20 protein-coding genes and 1 pseudogene are annotated in these 19089 nt (G+C 76.1%); 11 read left to right on the plus strand and 10 right to left on the minus strand.

Annotation, left to right across the window (positions count from 1 at the left end):
- Positions 1–14: 14 nt before the first annotated feature.
- The 8 genes from CLV70_RS30850 to CLV70_RS30885 all read left to right on the plus strand — a co-directional run bounded on the left by CLV70_RS30850 (position 15) and on the right by CLV70_RS30885 (position 7404).
- A complete protein-coding gene (locus CLV70_RS30850; protein WP_106130148.1) occupies positions 15–515 on the plus strand; it encodes a cyclic nucleotide-binding domain-containing protein in 501 nt (166 codons plus the stop codon).
- Positions 512–1810 carry a Ni/Fe hydrogenase subunit alpha gene (locus tag CLV70_RS30855; protein ID WP_106130149.1) on the plus strand — a complete coding sequence of 433 codons (1299 nt, stop codon included), beginning with the start codon at positions 512–514 and terminating at the stop codon, positions 1808–1810. The genes CLV70_RS30850 and CLV70_RS30855 overlap by 4 nt, the downstream gene beginning before the upstream one ends.
- Positions 1811–1812: 2 nt before the next feature.
- Entirely contained in the window at positions 1813–2295 is a 483-nt protein-coding gene (locus CLV70_RS30860) for a hydrogenase maturation protease (protein WP_106130150.1), read from the plus strand.
- On the plus strand, positions 2292–4607 hold the full coding sequence (gene hypF, locus CLV70_RS30865) for a carbamoyltransferase HypF (RefSeq protein ID WP_106130151.1): 2316 nt from the start codon (positions 2292–2294) through the stop codon (positions 4605–4607). Before CLV70_RS30860 ends, hypF begins: the two co-directional genes overlap by 4 nt.
- A gap of 5 nt (positions 4608–4612) precedes the next feature.
- The gene (locus CLV70_RS30870; protein ID WP_106130152.1) at positions 4613–4870 is read left to right on the plus strand and encodes a HypC/HybG/HupF family hydrogenase formation chaperone; all 258 of its coding nucleotides are present in this window, start codon (positions 4613–4615) and stop codon (positions 4868–4870) included.
- The gene (gene hypD, locus CLV70_RS30875) at positions 4867–5982 is read left to right on the plus strand and encodes a hydrogenase formation protein HypD (protein WP_106130153.1); all 1116 of its coding nucleotides are present in this window, start codon (positions 4867–4869) and stop codon (positions 5980–5982) included. Before CLV70_RS30870 ends, hypD begins: the two co-directional genes overlap by 4 nt.
- Complete coding sequence (hypE, locus tag CLV70_RS30880; RefSeq protein WP_106130154.1) at positions 5979–7040, plus strand: hydrogenase expression/formation protein HypE; 1062 nt, start codon at positions 5979–5981, stop codon at positions 7038–7040. Before hypD ends, hypE begins: the two co-directional genes overlap by 4 nt.
- A gap of 88 nt (positions 7041–7128) precedes the next feature.
- The gene (locus tag CLV70_RS30885; RefSeq protein ID WP_106130155.1) at positions 7129–7404 is read left to right on the plus strand and encodes a hypothetical protein; all 276 of its coding nucleotides are present in this window, start codon (positions 7129–7131) and stop codon (positions 7402–7404) included.
- 9 nt (positions 7405–7413) lie between these two features.
- Here the strand turns inward: CLV70_RS30885 and CLV70_RS30890 are convergent, their stop codons facing one another.
- The 6 genes from CLV70_RS30890 to CLV70_RS30915 all read right to left on the minus strand — a co-directional run bounded on the left by CLV70_RS30890 (position 7414) and on the right by CLV70_RS30915 (position 12282).
- Complete coding sequence (locus CLV70_RS30890; RefSeq protein ID WP_106130156.1) at positions 7414–7905, minus strand: universal stress protein; 492 nt, start codon at positions 7903–7905, stop codon at positions 7414–7416.
- A gap of 63 nt (positions 7906–7968) precedes the next feature.
- Complete coding sequence (locus tag CLV70_RS30895; RefSeq protein ID WP_146164215.1) at positions 7969–9270, minus strand: GAF domain-containing protein; 1302 nt, start codon at positions 9268–9270, stop codon at positions 7969–7971.
- A gap of 90 nt (positions 9271–9360) precedes the next feature.
- Positions 9361–10161, minus strand: a complete 801-nt coding sequence (locus tag CLV70_RS30900) for a sigma 54 modulation/S30EA ribosomal C-terminal domain-containing protein (RefSeq protein WP_146164216.1) — start codon at positions 10159–10161, stop codon at positions 9361–9363.
- Between the two features lie 79 nt (positions 10162–10240).
- Positions 10241–10816, minus strand: coding sequence for a universal stress protein (locus CLV70_RS30905; protein WP_106130159.1), 576 nt, complete (start codon positions 10814–10816; stop codon positions 10241–10243).
- Between the two features lie 79 nt (positions 10817–10895).
- A complete protein-coding gene (locus CLV70_RS30910) occupies positions 10896–11318 on the minus strand; it encodes a YkvA family protein (protein ID WP_106130160.1) in 423 nt (140 codons plus the stop codon).
- Positions 11319–11388: 70 nt separating this feature from the next.
- The gene (locus CLV70_RS30915) at positions 11389–12282 is read right to left on the minus strand and encodes an AraC family transcriptional regulator (RefSeq protein ID WP_106130161.1); all 894 of its coding nucleotides are present in this window, start codon (positions 12280–12282) and stop codon (positions 11389–11391) included.
- A 120-nt stretch (positions 12283–12402) separates the two neighbouring features.
- Here CLV70_RS30915 and CLV70_RS40550 point away from each other — a divergent pair, with 120 nt between their 5' ends.
- Positions 12403–13467, plus strand: a complete 1065-nt coding sequence (locus CLV70_RS40550) for a hypothetical protein (RefSeq protein WP_106130162.1) — start codon at positions 12403–12405, stop codon at positions 13465–13467.
- On the opposite strand, the gene CLV70_RS30925 is transcribed toward CLV70_RS40550, so the two are convergent.
- Complete coding sequence (locus tag CLV70_RS30925) at positions 13452–14645, minus strand: aminotransferase class V-fold PLP-dependent enzyme (RefSeq protein ID WP_106130163.1); 1194 nt, start codon at positions 14643–14645, stop codon at positions 13452–13454. The two genes, CLV70_RS40550 and CLV70_RS30925, sit on opposite strands and share 16 nt — an antisense overlap.
- 49 nt (positions 14646–14694) lie before the next feature.
- Between CLV70_RS30925 and CLV70_RS30930 the strand changes: the two genes are divergently transcribed.
- Both CLV70_RS30930 and CLV70_RS30935 read left to right on the plus strand, forming a co-directional pair.
- Positions 14695–16242 (plus strand): FAD-dependent oxidoreductase, encoded by a 1548-nt coding sequence (locus CLV70_RS30930; RefSeq protein WP_211303952.1) that lies wholly within the window; start codon positions 14695–14697, stop codon positions 16240–16242.
- A complete protein-coding gene (locus CLV70_RS30935) occupies positions 16239–16589 on the plus strand; it encodes a 4Fe-4S dicluster domain-containing protein (protein ID WP_106130165.1) in 351 nt (116 codons plus the stop codon). Before CLV70_RS30930 ends, CLV70_RS30935 begins: the two co-directional genes overlap by 4 nt.
- Here the strand turns inward: CLV70_RS30935 and CLV70_RS30940 are convergent.
- The 3 genes and pseudogenes from CLV70_RS30940 to CLV70_RS30950 all read right to left on the minus strand — a co-directional run bounded on the left by CLV70_RS30940 (position 16576) and on the right by CLV70_RS30950 (position 19066).
- Positions 16576–17334 (minus strand): annotated as a pseudogene (locus CLV70_RS30940) (ABC transporter ATP-binding protein). The gene CLV70_RS30935 and the pseudogene CLV70_RS30940 overlap by 14 nt on opposite strands.
- The gene (locus CLV70_RS30945) at positions 17307–18128 is read right to left on the minus strand and encodes an ABC transporter permease (protein ID WP_106130166.1); all 822 of its coding nucleotides are present in this window, start codon (positions 18126–18128) and stop codon (positions 17307–17309) included. Before CLV70_RS30945 ends, CLV70_RS30940 begins: the two are co-directional and overlap by 28 nt.
- A complete protein-coding gene (locus CLV70_RS30950; RefSeq protein WP_106130167.1) occupies positions 18125–19066 on the minus strand; it encodes an aliphatic sulfonate ABC transporter substrate-binding protein in 942 nt (313 codons plus the stop codon). Before CLV70_RS30950 ends, CLV70_RS30945 begins: the two co-directional genes overlap by 4 nt.
- Between the last annotated feature and the right edge of the window lie 23 nt (positions 19067–19089).

A 19089-nucleotide genomic window follows, 5' to 3' on the forward strand; every position in this document is an offset into this window, starting at 1 on the left:
CTCGGGGAGGCGTCATGTCGGATCGGCGGCACGGCGACGGCATCACCGGCATCGCGCTGCCCGCCCGGCCGTTCTTCGCCGGGCTCGCAGCGGACCATGCGGCGGCCCTGCGCGCGGTGGCCGCCCCGGCGTCCTACCGGGCGGGAGCGCGGATCTTCGCCGAGGGCGGCCGCGCGGACCGGTTCTGGCTGCTGGAGGCCGGCAGCGTGGCCCTCGACCTGCAGGTGCCGGGGCGCGGCGCCGTCGTGCTCGAGACGCTGCCGGCGGGCACGGTGCTGGGCTGGTCGTGGCTGCAACCGCCGTACCGCTGGCATTTCGGCGCGGTCGCCCGGTCCGCCGTGGAGAGCCTGCGGTTCGACGCCCCCGCGGTCCTGCGTCTTTGCGAGAGCGAACCCTCCTTCGGGTACGCCGTGATGAAGCTGTTCGTCCCCGTGGTCATCGACCGGCTGCAAGCGGGCCGCCTGCGCCTCCTCGACCTGTACGGGCCGCCCGGCCGGCGGGAGGCACGGCCATGACGCACCGGTCGGAACGGGTCCTGGACGTGCGGGCCCTGGCCCGGGTCGAGGGCGAGGGCGCGATGCACGTCCGCGTGCGCGGCGGCGCGGTCGAGGACGTCCGGCTGGAGATCTACGAGCCGCCGCGGTTCTTCGAGGCGTTCCTGCGCGGCCGCGGGCACACCGAGCCGCCGGACATCACCGCCCGCATCTGCGGCATCTGCCCGGTCGCGTACCAGATGAGCGCGTGCGCGGCGATCGAGGACGCCTGCGGGGTCACCGTGGACCGGCGGGTGGCGGCGCTGCGGCGGCTGCTGTACTGCGGCGAGTGGATCGAGAGCCACACCCTGCACATCTACCTCCTGCACGCCCCCGACTTCCTCGGCTACGCCGGTGCCCTCGACATGGCGCAGGACCACCGCGACCTGGTGGAGCGCGGCCTGGCCCTGAAGAAGGCGGGCAACGAGATCGTCGAGGTGCTCGGCGGGCGCCCGATCCACCCGGTCAACGTCCGGGTCGGCGGGTTCTACCGGGTGCCGCGGCCGGAGGAGCTGCGGCCGCTGCGGGAGCACCTGCGGCGCGCGCTCGACCTCGCCGTGGCGACGGTGGAGTGGGTGGCGGCCTTCGAGTTCCCGGACTTCCACCACGACCACGAGATGCTGGCCCTGGTCACCCCCGGCCGGTACGCCATCGAGTCGGGCACCGTGGCCACGACCGGCGGCCTGTCGTTCACACCCCGGCAGTTCGAGGACCACATCGTCGAGGAGCAGGTGCCGCACTCCACGGCGCTGCACGCCCACCTGGCCGGGCGGGGCCACTACCTGGTCGGTCCCGCCGCGCGGTACGCGCTGAACCGGCAGTGGCTGACCCCGGTCGCCCGGGAGGCCGCCGCCGCGGCGGGGCTCGGCGCGGACTGCCGCAACCCCTACCGCAGCATCGTGGTGCGGGCGGTCGAGAACGTCCTGGCGATCGAGGAGGCGCTGCGGCTCATCGACGCGTACGAGCCGCCGCCGCGCCCCTTCACCGAGGTGCCCCCGCGGGCCGGGGTCGGCTTCGGCGCCACCGAGGCGCCCCGCGGCATCCTCTTCCACCGGTACGGCCTCACGGCGGACGGTGCCATCGCCTCCGCCCGCATCGTCCCGCCCACCTCCCAGAACCAGGCGGCCGTGGAGGACGACCTGCGCCGCTTCGTCGGTGCCCGGCTGCACCTGGACCAGGACCGGCTCACCCACGACTGCGAGCAGGCGATCCGCAACTACGACCCGTGCATCTCCTGCGCGACGCACTTCCTCGACCTCGTCGTGGACCGGGGCTGACGATGACCGGCCCGCGCCGGCGCGTCGTCGTCGGCATCGGCAACGAGTACCGCCGCGACGACGGTTTCGGACCGCTGGTGATCGCCGAGCTGGCCGCCCTGCGATCCACCGATCCCGCGCTGCGGGACGTCGAGCTGTGCGTCAGCGACGGCGAACCGGCCGGGCTGCTGATGACGTGGACCGGCGCCGCGATCGCCGTCGTGGTGGACGCCGTCCGGGTCGCGGGCGAGCCGCCCGGGCTGCGGCACGAGATGCGCCTGGACGCCGGGGGAACGGTGACCGCGCATCCGGCGGCCACGTCGCACGCGGTGGACTTCGGTGACACCGTGGCGCTGGGCCGGGTGCTCGGCCGGCTGCCCGGCCGTCTCGTGGTGCTGGCCGTCTGCGGCACGGACTTCCGCTTCGGCACCCGGCCCGGCCCGGAGGTGGCCGCCGCCGTCCGGCCCGTCGCCCTGCGCGCCCGCGAACTGGTGGCCGGGCCGTGAGGGCCCCCGCCGGGTCCACCGGCTGGCTGGTCCGGGTCAGCGGGACGGTGCAGGGCGTGGGCTTCCGGCCGTACGTCCACCGGATCGCCACCGGGCTCGGCCTGGACGGCCGGGTCCGCAACGTCGGCGGCGACGTCCTCATCGAGGTCACGGCGGCGCCCGCGGCGGTCACCGAGCTCGTCCGCGTCCTGCGCGACCGGCCACCGCCGCACGCGGTCGTCGGCGAGGTCACCGTGCGGGAGCTCCCGTCGCTGCCGCCCCGCCCCGGCTTCACCGTGGAGGTGAGCGACAGCGGTGCGGGGACGGCGGAGCGCGGGTTCGCCGGCCTGCCCGCCGACCTGGCCACCTGCGACGACTGCCTGCGGGAGCTGTTCGACCCGGCCGACCGCCGGTACCGCTACCCGTTCCTCAACTGCACCGCCTGCGGCCCGCGCGCGACTATCATCGACGCGCTGCCGTACGACCGGGCCCGCACCGCCATGGCGGGCTTCCCGCTGTGCCCCGCCTGCGCCCGGGAGTACCACGACCCGGCCGACCGGCGCTTCCACGCCGAGCCGATCGCGTGCCCGGACTGCGGGCCGCGCCTGGCGTGGAGCAGCGGCCCGGCCCGGGAGCAGGGTGAGGAGGCGCTGGCGGCGGCGGTCACCGCGCTGACGCACGGCCGCATCGTGGCGCTCAAGGGCCTCGGCGGCTACCAGCTGGTCTGCGACGCCACCGACCCGGCGGCGGTCGGGGCGCTGCGCCGGCGCAAGCACCGCCCGCGCAAGCCGCTGGCGGTCATGGTCGCGGACGTCGCCGGGGCCGCCCGGCTGGCCCGCCTCGGCCGGGCCGACACCGAGCTGCTGACCTCGCCGGCGCGCCCGATCGTGCTGGTCCCGGCGCTGGCCACGGGTGGCCTCGCCGACGCCGTGCACCCGGGCACCGCGCGGACGGGGGTGTTCCTGCCGTCGACGCCCCTGCACCATCTGCTGCTGCGCGCGGTGGCCGGCCCGCTCGTGGTGACCAGCGGCAACCTGTCCGGCGAGCCGATCGCCGTCGACGACGAGCAGGCCCGGCGGTCGCTGGCCCCGGTCGCCGACGGCATGCTGTGGCACGACCGCCCGATCCGGGCCCGGTACGACGACTCCGTCGTCCGCGTCGCCGGGGGCGCCCGCCGCACCCTGCGCCGGGCGCGCGGTTACGCCCCGTCGGCGGTGCCGTTGCCGGTCCCCGCGCCCCGGCCGGTGCTCGCCGTCGGCGCCCAGCTCAAGCACACCTTCGCCCTGGCCCGCGGCGGCCTGGCCCTGATCGGGCCGCACGGCGGCGACCTCGGTGACGCGGACGCCCTCGCCGCGTTCACCGCCGCCCGCGAGCAGCTGTGCCGGCTGCACCGCTTCACCCCGGAGCTGGTCGCGCACGACCGTCATCCCGGCTATCTGTCCACCGCGTACGCCGTGGAGGCCGTGCCCGCCGAGCGGCGGATCGCCGTGCAGCACCACCACGCGCACGTCGCCGCCTGCGCCGCGGAGAACGGTGTCGAGCCGCCGTTCCTCGGCGTCGCGTACGACGGGCTCGGGTGGGGCGACGACGGGACGTTCTGGGGCGGGGAGCTGCTGCTGGCCACGTACACCGGATATCGCCGGCTGGGCCGCTTCGGGCACGCGCCGATGCCGGGCGGCGCGGCGGCCGTGCGCCGTCCCGCCCGGATGGCCCTCGGATATCTGTACGGCGGCGAGTTCGCGGTGACCGGCGTCCGGCCCGCCGCGGCGCTGCCCGGCACCGGCGCCGAGGAGCGGAGGGTGGTGCGGCGGATGGTGGAGCGGCGGCTCAACTGCCCGCAGGCGTCCAGCGCGGGCCGCCTCTTCGACGCCGCGGCGGCCCTGCTGGGCCTGTGCGACGACGCGAGCTACGAGGGCGAGGCGGCGGTGCTGCTGGAGGCGGCGGCCACCACGGCCGGGTCCGGCACCCCGTTGCCCTGGCGGCTGCGCACGGCCGGCGGCCTGTGCGTCTACGACTGGGGGGTGACGCTGGCCGCCCTGGCCGGGGCGTACGCGGCGGGGGAGCCGGTGGCGGCGCTCGCGGCCGGCTTCCACCGTACCGTCGTGGACGTCACCACGCGGATGTGCGTGCGCGCGGCCGAGCGCACCGGGGTGAGCGTGGTGTGCCTGTCCGGCGGCTGCCTGCAGAACGGCATCCTGGCCGCCGAACTGCCCGCGGCGCTCGAGGCGGCCGGGCTCGGCGCCCGGCTCGGTGGCGAGGTGCCGGCCGGCGACGGCGGGATCAGCTACGGCCAGGCCGTCGTGGCGGCGGCCACGACGGCCGCGAAGGGGTGAGGCGGATGTGTCTGGGCATCCCGGGACGGGTCACCACGACCGACCGCGATGACGGCCTGCTGATGGGCACCGTGGACTTCGGCGGTGTCCGCAAGCGGGTCTGCCTGGAGTACCTCCCGGACGTCCGGCCCGGCGAGTACGTGATCGTGCACGTCGGCTTCGCGATCACCATGGTCGACGCCGCCGAGGCGGAACGGACCCTGCGGGTGCTCCGGGCCATGGGCGACGCGGTGGCCGCCGAGCTGGGGGAGCGGCTGCCGTGAGGTACCTCGACGAGTACCGGGACCCGCGGCTCGCCGCGGTCCTGCTGGAGCGGCTGCGCGGCGTGGCCACCCGGCCGTGGCGCCTGATGGAGGTCTGCGGCGGCCAGACGCACACCATCGTGCGCCAGGGCATCGACGAGCTCCTGCCGGCCGGCATCCGCATGATCCACGGGCCCGGCTGCCCGGTCTGTGTCACGCCGCTGGAGACTCTGGACCGCGCGATGGCGATCGCCGCCCGGCCGGGCACGCTGTTCACCAGCTTCGGCGACATGCTGCGGGTCCCCGGCTCGCACACCGACCTGCTGGCGCTGCGCGCCCGCGGCTGCGACGTCCGGGTCGTGTACTCGCCGATGGACGCGGTCGAGCTCGCCCGGCGCCATCCCGACCGGCACGTGGTCTTCCTCGCCGTCGGGTTCGAGACGACCGCCCCGGCGAACGCGATGGCCGTCCTGCGCGCCGCCGGCCTCGGACTGGCGAACTTCAGCCTGCTGGTCAGCCACGTCCTGGTCCCGCCCGCGATGACGGCCGTCCTGGACGCCCCCGGCTGCCGGGTGCAGGCGTTCCTGGCGGCCGGGCACGTCTGCGCCGTGATGGGCTGGACGCAGTACCTGCCGCTGGTGGCGCGCTACCGCGTGCCGGTGGTCGTCACCGGATTCGAACCCCTGGACCTGCTGGAGGGCATCCTGATGGCCGTCACCCAGCTCGAGCAGGGCCGCGCCGAGGTGGAGAACCAGTACGCCCGGGCCGTGCGGCGCGAGGGCAACACGGCGGCGCAGGAGGCGGTGCGCCGGGTGTTCCGCGTCGCCGATCAGGCCTGGCGCGGTGTGGGCACCATCGCGGGCAGCGGCCTCGTGCTGGCCGAGGAGTACGCCGCGTTCGACGCCGCCCGCCGGTTCGACGTGGGGCGGCTGGTGGTGCGCGAGCGGGCCGAGTGCATCGCGGGTGCCGTCCTCACCGGGACGAAGGTGCCGACCGACTGCGGGGCGTACGGCACCGCGTGCACGCCGCGTACCCCGCTCGGCGCCCCCATGGTGTCCAGTGAGGGAACCTGCGCGGCCTACTACTCGGCGGGCCGTTCCGCCGCCCCCGAGGACGAGGGAGCCGTGCCGTGAACGCCGCTGACCCGACGGACGGCGGCTGCCCGGTGCCCGGCCGGGAACGCTCGCGGGTGCTGCTCGGGCACGGCTCCGGGGGCCGGCTGTCCGCGGAGCTGATCGGCGAGGTCCTCCTGCCGGCCCTGGGCGCCGCCGCCGGCGACGGGCCGCTGGAGGACGCCGCGGTGGTCACCTCCGCGGGGCCGGCCCTGGCGCTCAGCACCGACGCGTACGTGGTCAGCCCGCTGTTCTTCGCCGGCGGCGACATCGGCTGCCTGGCCGTGCACGGGACGGTCAACGACCTGGCCATGCGGGCCGCGATGCCGCTCGCCCTGTGCCTCGCGTACGTGATCGAGGAGGGTTTCCCGATCGAGGACCTGCGCCGGGTGGCCGCCTCCGCCGGTGCCGCCGCCCGCGCTGCCGGCGTTCCGGTCGTCACCGGCGACACCAAAGTGGTCGGCCGGGGGGCCGCGGACGGGCTCTTCGTGGTCTCCACCGGCCTCGGCCGGCGGCTGGACGGCGCCGCGCCGTCGGCGGCGGGGGCCGCACCCGGCGACGCCGTGCTGCTGTCGGGAACGCTCGGCAACCACGGCATCACCGTGCTCAGCACCCGCGAGGGCCTCGGCTTCGAGGCGGATCTGCGGTCCGACACCCGGCCGCTGCACCGGCTGGTCGAGGCGATGGTGACGGCGGGCGGCGATGCCCTGCACGCCCTGCGCGATCCGACCCGCGGCGGCCTGGCCTCGGCGGTCAACGAGATCGCCGGTGCCTCCGGCGTCGGCATCGAGATCGAGGAGACGGCGCTGCCGGTGCCCGGGCCGGTGCGGGCGGCCTGCGAGCTGCTGGGCCTCGACGTCGCGCACGTCGCCAACGAGGGCTGTCTCGTCGCCTTCGTCGCACCGGACCGGGCGGAGCGCGTCCTGGCCGCCATGCGGGCGCGTCCGGAGGGCCGCGACGCGGTCCGCATCGGCACCGTCCGGGACCGGGAACCCGGGACGGTGTGGCTCCGCACCGCCGTCGGGTCCCGCCGCGTGCTCGACATGCTCGTCGGCGAGCAGCTGCCGCGCATCTGCTGAGCCGCGGGCCGGAGGCCACCGCGCACCGGGACGTCCGGCCCTCCCGGCGACGGCGGGTGCGTGGCGAGGATGGAGTCGGGAGGCGGTCGTGATGCTCGCGTTTCTGCTGATCACGTTCATGGCGTCGCTGGTGGTGTGGGCGTCCGGCCTGGCGGTCCAGGAATGGCGGCGTGGCCTGCAACCGCCCGCGGCCGGGGAAGCGGAGCCCGCCGCCGCGGCGGCACCTCCGGAGTCGCTCGAGGGTGTGCTGGTGCGGCAGGTGCTCGATCACGAGATCACGCCCGGGCAGTACCGCGTGGCCATGCACCGGCTCGCCGATCGCGACGCGGACCGGCACCCGCTGCCGGACCTGCCGGCCGGGTGAGCCGGCGGGTCATCGGCGGCCGTCGCCGTCCTCGTGCCACGGCACGAGCAGCACGGGGCACGCGGCGTGGACCGCCACGTCCTGGCTGACCGTGCCGAGCAGGAAGGGCGTGCGGGGCGGTCCGCTGCGGGTGCCCAGCACCAGCAGGGACGCCTCCCGCGCGTACGTGAGCAGCACCGTGGCGGGGTCGCCCACGGCGGTGCGGACGTCGGCGCCGGGGCCCGCGGGGCCGAGCAGGCCGGCCAGCCGGTCCCGCAGCCGGGTCCGGGCGCGGGCCAGCCGGTCGCGGCGTTCGCCGGTGCGCCGCAGCGCGACGGTGGGCAGCGTCGCGGGGATCAGCGGCTCGCCGCCGACGTCCAGCACCTGGACGATGCGCAGGCCGGTGCCCAGGCGCGTGGCGTGGTCCGCCGCCGCGGCGACGACGCACCGGTCGTGGTGGCGGCCGTCCACGCCGGCGACCACCGGGCCGTGCGGCGGCTGGTGTCGCTGCGTGTGATCCATGTCTCAAGCGTGGGTGGCGGCCCGGCCCCGTGCCAGGTGCGAAGGTCCCGTTCCGGCGCCGCACTACTCGGGATGCAGCGCGTACACGGTGTCGCGGATGTCGCGGATCACCGCGTCGACCTCGTCGATCTGGTCCTGGAGCCGGTCGCGTGCCTCGCCGGCCTTCAGCCGGCCGGCCGCCGCCTGGAGGGCGAGGCCGTGCCGGAACAGCCGCTGGATCACCCGTCCGCGCAGGTCGGCGGCGATGTGGTCGCGGGTCTCCAGCAGCCGGAGGCGTTCCTCGTCGTGGCGGGCGTCGGCCAGGCGCAGCACCAGGCCGGCCTGTCCGGCGGCGGAGCTGAGGATGTCGTGGTCGAGCTCGTCGAACGGGCCGTCGTCGGGCCGGCGGGAGACCAGCAGGACGCCGGCGAGGCGGCGGTCGGCGAGCATGGGGGCGGCGAGGCAGGCGCCGACCGTGGCGTCCTCGCGGGCCGGCCAGCCCTGCGGCAGGCGCGAGCGGTCGCCGGTCACGGGGGCGCCGGACCGGGCGGCGTCGCCGATGATCGAGTCCTCCGGTCGCAGCAGGGTGCCGGCGTACCCGCCGTACATGCCGACGGCGACGGCCACCCGCAGCGTGCTGTCGTCGCCGGCCGGCACCGCCGCGGCCGCTCCGGCACCGCCCAGCGTCTCCAGGGCGCTCGTCACGAACCGCAGCAGGGCGACCTCCGGGCCGGCGTCGGCCAGCAGCGCCGCGGTGGCGTCCACCATCGCGCTCTGCCAGGCCTGCCGGCGGCGCCCCTGGGCGAGCAGCGTGGCGTTCTCGATCGACACGCCGGCCGCCGCCGCCAGCGCGACCACGAGTTCCTCGTCGTCGGCGGTGAAGGGGGCACCCCGCTCCTTGTCGGTCAGGTACAGGTTGCCGAAGACCCTGTCGCCGGCGCGGACCGGCACGCCCAGGAACGAGGCCATCGGGGGATGCCCGGCCGGGAAGCCGACCGAGGCGGGGTGGGCGCCGATGTCGGTCAGCCGCACCGGCCGCGGATCGTCCACCAGGACGCCGAGCATGCCCTTGCCGGCGGGCAGGTGGCCGATGCGGCGGGTGGTCTCCTCGTCCACGCCGGAGTGGATGAACCGGATCAGGCGCCCGTGCGACACCACGCCGAGGGCGGCGTAGCGCGCCTGGACCAGCATTCTGGCGGCTTCGACGATGTGGCGCAGCACCGTGTCGAGGTCGTCGGCCCGGGCGACGGCCAGGTACGCCCGCAGCAGCCCGCGCAGCCGGCCCTGGCTCGCCTGCACCTCCCGGGCGCTGGCCACGAGTTGCTCGAGGATCTCGTCGAACCGTAGCCGGGTCGCGTGGGGAAGGACAACTCGTCCACCGGGCACACCTCCGCCTCGCCGCTCCAGGGTGCCGTCCCGGCCAGTCTGGCACCGTCCACGCCCCCGGTGAAGCCCCTGGGACGGGGCGGGATTTCCTCATCCCAGTGAGGTGAGCAGGCCCAGATGACCGTCGAACCGTTGATAGAGCACCGCCGCCCGTCCGGAGCCGACGCCCGTGAAAGGCAGGAAGGGTGCCCCGGAGGCCGCCAGCGCCCGGACCGCCTCGGGAAGCGTGTGCGCGGGAAGGCACAACGGTGGGCCCGCGACCGGTACGCCCTCGGTAGCGGCGCCCAGCAGGCGCGGCTGGTCGGCGACGACGCGAAAACCGGCACAGTCGGCCCGCGTGACGACGGCGTTCTGCCCGCTGGACTCGTCGGTGAACAGGTGGAAGTCGTAGTCGCGCAGATCCATCGTCAGGGCCGCGGCGCCGAGGTCCTGCACCGCCGGCGGGCAGGTCTTGTGCCGGGCCACCCGGCGGGCGTTCCCGCCGACCCGCAGCGCCGGCGGGATGACGTGCCGGGCCCGCAGCTCCCACGGTTCGCCGATGAAGCAGGGCCGTCCCGCCTCGCACCCCGCCAGCCGCTGCCGGAGGCGCCGGACCCGGGGGTCGAGCCGGGACAGGGCCAGCCGTACGGCGTCGGCGACCGTTCCGGCTGTCGCCTGAGCGCGCACCATGCGTCCGCACAGCTCCGCGTTCACCTGGGCGGCGGAGACGGCCCGCCGGTCACCGCCGCGATACCCGGCGAGCTTGATCCGCAGGTGGCCGGCCCCGGACTCCCGCCACCGCGCCTCCGCGACGGCGTGGCGCACGCACGCCAGGTCCGGCAGGGTGACCGGTCCCCGCACCCGGATGTCCACGTCCTGCTCCGGCACGGTCGCCGTTCTGAACCCTGGCATCGGCAGCCTCCCTCGGGGACCTACCCTGCGTCACCGCTTGATCACCTACAAGGGGTCGAAGGTCCCGTCGGGGGCGGCGTCACCCGGCCGGTTCCGCCGGCGTCAGCACGGCGAGCGGGCAGTACGTCCGGCCGACCAGGCCGCCGGCCGTCGAGCCCACCGCGTCGCCGCGGCCGCCCGGCGCGCGGGCCGCCAGCACGATCAGGCCCGCGGAGCGGCTGAGCTCGACGAGGGCCGGCACCGGGGTGTCGCCGCACAGGATCTCCCGCTCGGCGGCGTCCGCCTCGGCCGCGCTCAGATGGTCGTAGAGCACCTGGGAGAGGAGCTGATCGGCGTCGGACATCCGGTCGTGCCGCCGGAACCGGGCACCGTCGCGGGGCGCGCGGCGGATCCAGACGTGCACGGCCCGCAGCGGGACCCGCAGGCGCAGCGCCTCGCCGGCGGCGTAGCGCAGGATCGGGCGGGGGTTCTCGTCGTCGTCGATCGCCGCCACGACCGGGTCGCCCGGGTTGCCGGGGCCGAGGCCGGGCACCAGCAGCCCGTGCTCCGAGATCAGCAGGTCGCCCCCGGAGGGCCGGCGCGCGCGCAGGAGGGCGCGGACGGTGCCGGCGAGGGCGTCGGCGCCGATCGGGGAGGCGGAAGAGGGCGTCCTCATCGCTCACCGTCCCTGTGTCGTGGCGGCCGGTAACGCAAGCATTGCCACGGGGGACGCGTGCGCCCAGGGCCGATGGTCGCTACCGGGGGGACGAGCGTCCCGGCGCACCACCCCGCCGCGGAGTGATCAGGCGTTCGATCAGGCGGGGCTCGCCCGGCCAGGCCGCGAGCAGCACCTCCCGGGGCACCCGGCGGGCCGCGTACCGCAGGGCGAGCGCCACCACCACGATGTCGTCGAGCGGGCCGATCACCGGGACGAACTCGGGGATCAGGTCGATCGGGCTGGCCACCCAGACGCCGGCGAGGACGATCGCGATCCGTGCGCTCCGGGGCACCCGCGGGTCCTTGCGCAGCCTCCGGACCGTGGTCACGCAGTCGGGGATGAAGGCGGCCAGGTCGCGCAGCAGGCCGGGGGGCAGGCGGCGGGCGAGGATCAGCAGGACCGCCCAGCTCGCCACGAGGCACAGCGCGGCGATGCCCAGTCCGATGATCCAGTCGCGCATCCGCCGGCCCGTCGCCTCGTCGCCTCGTCGCCTCGTCGGCTCCGCCGCTGTGGGAGCAGGATAGCCGGGGTCACACCACGGCGGGGCCGGCCTCCCGCAGCCGGGTCGCGTCCCGGCTGGGCGGCGCCCCGAACTGGCGGCGGTACTCCCGGCTGAACTGCGAGGGGCTGTCGTAGCCCACCCGTGACGCCACCCCGGTGATGTCGTGCGGGTGGGTCGCGAGCAGCAGCCGCGCCTCCTGCAGCCGGATCTGCTTCTGGAACTGGATCGGGCTCATCGCGGTGACCGCCTGGAAGTTGCGGTAGAACGCGGACACGCTCATGCCCGACAACTGCGCCACGTCCTCCACCCGGAACGACTCCGCGTAGTGCTCGCGGATCCACCGGACGGCCCGGGCGACGTGGGTGAGGCTGCTGTCGGCCAGGCCGAGCTGGCGTACCGAAGCGCCCTGCTCGCCGGTGACGACCCGCCACAGGATCTCGCGCTTGACCATCGGCGCCAGGACGGCGAGGTCGCGCGGCCGGTCGAACAGGCGCAGCAGCCGGACGACGGCGTCGATCAGCTCGGCGGGCGCGTCGCTGACGGTCATCCCGGACGGCGTCGCGGGGCCGGCGGGCGGCAGATCGCCGGGCCCCGCCTGGAGCAGCAGCTCCGCGACGGCCGGCGGGTGCAGGGTCAGCCCGAAGCCGAGCGCCGGGCGGTCCGGGCCCGCCTCGAGGAACCGGCCCGTGACCGGCAGGTCGACCGACGCGACGAGGTACTGCCCGGCGCCGTACTCGTAGATCCGGTCGCCGAGGGCGATCCGTTTCGCGCCCTGCGCGATGAGGGCGAGCACGGTGCCCGTCATCGACGGCGCCTCCGGTTCGGTCCGTTCGACCCGCGAGATGTGGACGCCCTCGACGGGAGTGCTCAGGTCGGGCCGCGCGTGGCGGTCCAGCAGGGCGCGCAGCTCGGTCAGATCCATGCCCACGATCCTCCACCTCGCGGGAGGATCGTGCAAGACTCACCCACCCTCGCGGGTTGGCACGTATCCGGGCCCGTCCGGCGTCGTTGGGCGTGTGGACGAGCGGACCCGAGGAGTCACGTGCTGGATGTCGATCACATAGTCGCCGCCCTGGCCGCGCTGGGGACCGGCGCGGGCGAGGCGGCCGCGGGTGCCGCGGGCCGCCGGCTCGTGGAGCGGATCATGCCCCGCTTCGCCGGGCGGCCGGAGCGCGAGGCCCTCCTGGAGCCGCAGGTCCACGACGCGCAGTGGCGTGCCCTCATGCGCCGGGCCCTCATCGACTCCCGGGCGGCCGAGGACAAGGAGGTCCGGGCCGCTGCCGAGAGGGTGCTCCACCTGACCGCCGTCACCGGGTCGTCGGCGCACTCCATCGGCGGCGACGGGACCGTCGTCTCCCAGATCGGCACCGTCGGCACCCTGACGATCGGCGGCCCGGGTCGCTGGAGGACGGCCCTGGCCGTCGCCGCCGCCGTGCTGATCCTCCTGCTCGCCGTCGGGGCACTGTGGTTCGGGCTGAACCTCACGCCCGACGGCGGGGTGCCGCCGGCGCAGGGCGCCTCCCCGGCCGCGGGCGCCGGGCCGTCGCACCCGCCCTCCTCGGCGGCCCCGCCGTCGTCGCCGGCCGTCCGGCCCGCGGCACCGGACCTGCCGGGCGGGGCGGTTCCGGCCCCGGGCGCCCCGGCGCGGCCCGGGCCCGCCCGCCACGACGATCCGCCGCCCGCGACGAGGCGGCCGACGACGCCGCCGGCCCCCGCGGTCACCACCACGCCGCCCACCTCCGGCAAGGCATTGGACGTGAGCGGCGACCGATGGCTCGACATCGACACCTCGCCGCCGTCGGTCACCGTCGCCGGCGGGTCGACGGACGGCGTGGAGGACGTCGACGTGCAGGTCGGCCCCAACAACCTCTACCCGCACAACGGTGCCGGGATCTGGGTCAAGCAGCCCGCCGGGTCCTGCACCGCGCAGTGGCGGCAGTACGGGTCCTACGACGAACTGCCCCTGAGCCAGGAACTCGAGGGCAGGCCCGGCACGCCGATCGCCGTCTGCCTGTACGCCACCTCCGGGAACTCGTACCTGCTGACGATCTCGACGAAGCGGGTGGACGGCGGGGCGCCGTACCGGATCGGCTACGCCCGCGACTGAAGGACGGCCAGCAGCCGGTCGACGTGTTCCTCGCGGGTGCCGATGCCCACGCTGGCCCGCAGGGCGGCCCCCGGGGGCGTGGCGCCGAGGCGGTCCGCCGCCTCGCGCAGGAGCCGGCGGGTGAGCGGGTGGGCGCAGAACAGCCCGGTGCGTACGCCGATCGCGTGGTCGCGGCCCAGGGTGGTGCTCAGCTCGTCCGGGTCCGCCCCGGGGACCGCGAACGACACGATGCCCACGCGCGGGGCGTCCGCGGCGAACAGCCGTAGCTCCTCGACGTGCGGCAGGGCGGCGATGCCGTCCCGCAGGCGCGCGACCAGCCGATGCTCGGCGTGGAGGTCCGCCCCGGCGAGGGCCCGCAACGCGGTGGCCAGGGCCACCGCGCCGATCAGGTTGGGCGTGCCGGCCTCGTGGCGGGCCGGGCCGTCGTGCCACCGTACGGCGAAATCCGCCGCCACCTCCGCGGTCGCGCCCCCGCCGGCCAGGTAGGGCGGCGCCGCGTCGAGCCAGTCGGCGCGCCCCGCGAGCACCCCCGCGCCGAACGGTGCGTAGAGCTTGTGGCCGGACACCGCCACGTAGTCGGCGCCGAGCGCCCCGAGGTCCACCGGGGAGTGCGGGGCCAGCTGGGCGGCGTCGACGGCGATCCGGGCGCCGTGGCGGTGGGCGACCGCGGCGAGTTCCCGGACGGGCCACAGCTCGCCGGTGACGTTGCTGGCCGCGGTGACCGCCACGAGCACCGGGCCGCGCAGCGCGGACAGCGTCTCGTCGAGCGCGGCGACGGCCTGCTCCGGCGAGCGCGGTACGCCGATCCGCAGCGGACTGCGCCACGGCAGCAGGTTGGCGTGATGTTCGACGTCGAAGGTGACCACCGTGGTGCCCGCGGGCAGGACGTGCGCGAGCAGGTTGAGGGCGTCGGTGGTGTTGCGGGTGAACACGACCGCGTCGCCGGGACCGCAGCCCAGGTGTTCGGCCACCGTCTCGCGGGCCTGCTCGTACGCCAGGGTGCTGCGCCGGGCCAGCGCGCCGGCGCCGCGGTGCACGCTGCCGTACCAGGGGAGCAGGTCGGACACGGCCGCGGCGACCACGTCGAGGCACGGGGCGGTCGCCGCGATGTCGAGGTTGGCGAAGTCGGTGCTGCTGCCGTCGGGGAGTTTGACCTCTGCGGGACTCAGGACGTTCATGCGCCGACGCTAATTGCTGTAATGCCTATATGCAAGATAGGTTATCCGGGTGAGCGAACTCGACCTGGACGCGGACGTGCTGGTCCTCGGCGGTGGCCTGGCCGCGACCTGGGCGGCGCTGTCGGCGGCGGACGCGGGCGCCACGGTCGTGCTCGCGGACAAGGGCTACTGCGGCACCAGCGGCGTCACCGCGACGGCCGGCGTCTCGCACTGGCTGGTCCCGCCGGAGCGGCGGGCGGCGGCGATGGCCGAGCGCCGGTCGATCGCGGCCGGGCTCGCCGACGACGCCTGGATGGCCCGGGTGCTCGACGAGACCTGGCGCCGGCTGCACGCGTACGACCTGCCGTTCCCGGCCGCGGTGAACGGGCGGCGGCCGTACCGGACGATCCGGGGCCCCGAATACCTGCGGGCCATGCGCCGGCTGGTCAAGCGGGCCGGCGTGCGGATCCTCGACCACCATCCCGCCCTCGAGCTGCTCGCCGACGCCGACGGCCGGGTGCGCGGGGCCGCGGGCGTCCGCCGTCAGCACGGCGGCGGCCGGTGGCGGGTCCGGGCCGGCGGGGTGGTGCTGGCGACCGGCGGCTGCGCGTTCCGCTCGCACCTGCTCGGCGCGCGCGGCAACACCGGCGACGGGCTGCTGATGGCGGCGGAGGCCGGTGCCGAGCTGTCCGGCATGGAGCTGTCCGCCTACTACACCCCGGCGCCCGCCTTCTCCACGATCACCCGCTCGATGTCGTACCTCTTCGGCACGTACGTCGACAGCGCCGGCCGCGAGCTGGACCTGCCGCCCGCCGAGGGGCGCGTCGAGGCCCTCGCCCGGGCCCTGCTGGAGGGGCCGGTGCGGGTGCGCCTGGACCGCATGCCGGTCGCGATCCGCGAGCGCCTGCGCCGGGTCCAGCCGAACTTCATGATCCCGTTCGACCGCCGGGGCATCGACCCGTTCCGCGACCTCTTCGAGGTCACCCTGCGCGGCGAGGGCACCGTCCGCGGCGTCGGCGGCGTCCGGGTGGCCGGGCCGGACTGCGCGACGACCGTGCCGGGGCTGTGGGTCGCGGGCGACGCCGCCAGCCGGGAGCCGATCGCCGGGGCGGTCTCCGGCGGGGGAGCGCAGAACTCCGCCTGGGCCGTGTCCACCGGCACCTGGGCGGGTGCGGCCGCCGCCCGGGCGGTACCCGAGCCGCGGCACCGGCTGCGCCCGCTCGGCCGGGCCGGGATGCGCCCGGTGGCCGCCACCAGCGCCCTGTCGGCGGAGGAGGTGGCCGCCGCGGTCCGGGACGAGCTCAACCCGTACGAGAAGAACCTGTTCCGGACGGACGCGGGCCTGCGCGCCTCGCTGGACGTGCTCGACGCGCTGTGGCCGGCGGTCCGCGGCGGCCTGCGCGGCTCCCCGGTCGCGATCCGTGAGGCGGCGGCCCTGGTGGCGGCCGGTCGCTGGGCCTACCGGGCGGCGCTGCACCGCCCGGAGAGCCGCGGCATGCACCGGCGCACCGACCGTCCGGGCCCGGACCCGGCCCTGACCACCGGGCTGCACATCGGCGGCCTGGATCGCATCTGGCACCGGTACGCGCCGGTGCCCCGGGAGGCGGTGGCCCGATGATCGAGCTGATCCTGGCGGACCGGTGCACGCGGTGCGACATCTGCGTGCGGGTCTGCCCGACGAACGTCTTCGACGCGGCGGCGGGCGAGGTCCCGGTGATCGCGCGGCAGGGCGACTGCCAGACGTGCTTCCTGTGCGAGCTGCACTGCCCGGTCGACGCGCTCTACGTGGACCCGGACTGCGAGAACCCGCGCCCGGCCGACCCCGCCGCGATCGCCGCGACCGACTGGCCGGGGCAGTACCGGCGCGACTCGGGCTGGGGCCGGTGGCGGGGCCGGCACGCCGACGAGAGCTGGCGCATGGACGGCATCTTCGCGATCGCCCGCGAGCAGCTCAGCGACGGCTGAGCGGCGGACCCGCCGGCCTCGCCGCCGGGGCCGGCACGCCGAGGCGGTCCAGGAGCCGGCGCCGCAGCGGGCCGAAGCCGGGCTGGTCCGGGTCCCGCGGCCGGTCCAGCCCGACGACCAGTTCCTCGGCGATGCGCCCGCCCTCCAGCACCAGCGCCCGGTCCGCGAGCAGCAGCGCCTCCTCGACGTCGTGCGTCACCAGCAGCGCCGCGAACCCGTGGCGCTCGCGCAGCCGGCCGAAGAGGTCCTGCATCCGCAGCCGGGTCAGCGCGTCCAGCGCACCGAACGGCTCGTCGAGCAGCAGCACCCGCGGCTCGCGGACCAGGGCGCGGGCGAACGCCACCCGCTGCGACTGGCCGCCGGACAGCTCCGCCGGCCACGCCCGGGCGCGGTCCGCCAGGCCGACCTCGGCCAGGGCCGCCGCGATCCGCGCCCCGGCGTCGCGGCCGGTCACCCCGAGGCCGACGTTGTCCGCCACCCGCTTCCACGGCATCAGCCGGTGCTCCTAGAACACCACCGCGTGCTCGCGGGGCACCGACACCTCCCCGGTGGCGTCCGGGTCGAGGCCGGCCAGAATGCGCAGCAGGGTGCTCTTGCCCGAGCCGCTGCCGCCCAGCAGCGCGACCACCTCGCCCGGCGCGACGGCGAGGCCGGCGCCGTCGAGGACCACCGTGGCGCCGAAGGCTCGGCGTACGCCGGCGGCCCGCACCACCGCCGTCACGCCGCCCGCAGCCCGCGCCGCCACTGCAGGGCCCTCCGTTCCAGCGCGCGCAGCAGCAGGTCGGACAGCAGGCCGAGGCCGGCGTACACGAAGAGGCCGACGACCACGACGTCGGTCCGGCCGAATTCCCGGGCCTCCATCATCAGGAAGCCGATGCCGTTCTGGGTGTTGGTCTGCTCGCCGACCACCAGGCTCAGCCAGGCGGCGCCGATCGCCAGGCGCAGGCCCAGGAACAGCGACGGCAGGGAGCCGGGCAGGATCACGTGCCGCAGCCGCGCCCAGGTGCCCAGGCCGCAGGTGCGGGCCGCCTCGACCAGCCGCTCGTCGATGTCGCGGATCCCGGCGTACACATTGAAGTAGAGCGGGAAGAAGACGCCCAGCGCGACCAGGGTGATCTTCATCGGCTCGCCGATGCCGACCCAGATGATCAGCAGCGGGACCAGTGCGAGGTGCGGCAGCATCCGGGCCATCTGCACGGGCGGGTCGATGGCGTCGTCGCCGAGGCGCAGCAGGCCGGCCACGGCGCCCAGGATCAGCGCGAGGACGCCGCCGATGAGCAGCCCGGCCGCGGCGCGGGTGAGCGAGTCCGCGAGGTGGGCGCCGAGCGTGCCGTCGGCGGCCAGGTCCCCGCCGGTCCGCAGCACGGTGCTCGGCGCGGGCAGCTTGTCGGGGGAGAGGACGCCGCCGCGCGACAGCGCCTCCCACCCGGCGAGGATGACGAGCGGGCTGACCGCGCGCTGCCAGCGCGGCCGGCGCCGGGCGGGCCGGGCCGCGACGGCCGGTGCCGCGGTGGCCGGCGGGCTCGCCAGGGCGGTCACCGCAACTCCGCGGAGAACCGAGGGTCGATGCGGGCCCGCATGTCGACGCTGCCGGGGATCAGTTCCAGCCGGGTGAAGCCGTCCGCGATGGCCTGGAGCTCGTCGCCGATCGCCGGCGTCAGCGGCGCCAGCGGCTGGGCGCTGCGGGCCAGGGCCCGCGCGGTGACCTGCTCGTCGATCTTCAGCTCCGGGGCCAGGACCCGGGCGCGTTCGCCCGGGTGGGCGATCCCCCAGGCGGTGGTCTCCTGGTACGCGCCCAGAAACGCCTTCAGCTGCGCGGATTTCTTCTCCAGCGCCCCGGGCGCCACCAGGATGTACTCCCGGTTGTCGGCCAGCCCGGTGGCATCGGCGAGCACCTGCACCCCCGGCTGCTCGGCCAGCGCGAAGTACGGGTCCCAGATGATCCACGCGTCGATCTGATCGTTGTCGAAGGCCGGACGCCCCTCGGCCGGCTTGAGGTACTTCACCGTGAGGTCGGCCGGCGTCATGCGGTTGGCCTCGAGCAGCTTCACCAGCAGCCAGTGCACGTTGGAGCCCTTGTTGAGCGCCACCGTCCGCCCGCGCAGGTCGGCGAACCCGCGGAAGCCCCTGGCCTTCTTCACCAGCACCGCCTCGCCCTCGGGCACCGGCGCGCTGGTGCCGGCGATGGCGAACGGCACCCTGGCCGCGGCGGCGAAGATCGGCGGCGCCTCGCCGGTCTGGCCGAGGTCGATCGCCCCGGCCTTGAGCGCCTCGGTCACCGCCGGACCGCTCTCGAACAGCGACCAGGTCGCGCCGGGGTACGCCGCCCGCGCCTTGACCAGGCTCAGCCCGCCGAACCGCTGGTAGCCGATCCGCAGCCCCGCCCCGCCCGCGGCAGCCTCGTCATCGCCGCACCCGGTCAGCGCCGCGGAGGCCGCCACCGCCAGGCCGCCCAGGATCAGTTGTCGTCGATGCATGGCCGCACTCTATCTAACCGATA

This window comes from Pseudosporangium ferrugineum (assembly GCF_003002065.1).
Classification (GTDB): Bacteria; Actinomycetota; Actinomycetes; order Mycobacteriales; family Micromonosporaceae; genus Actinoplanes; species Actinoplanes ferrugineus_A.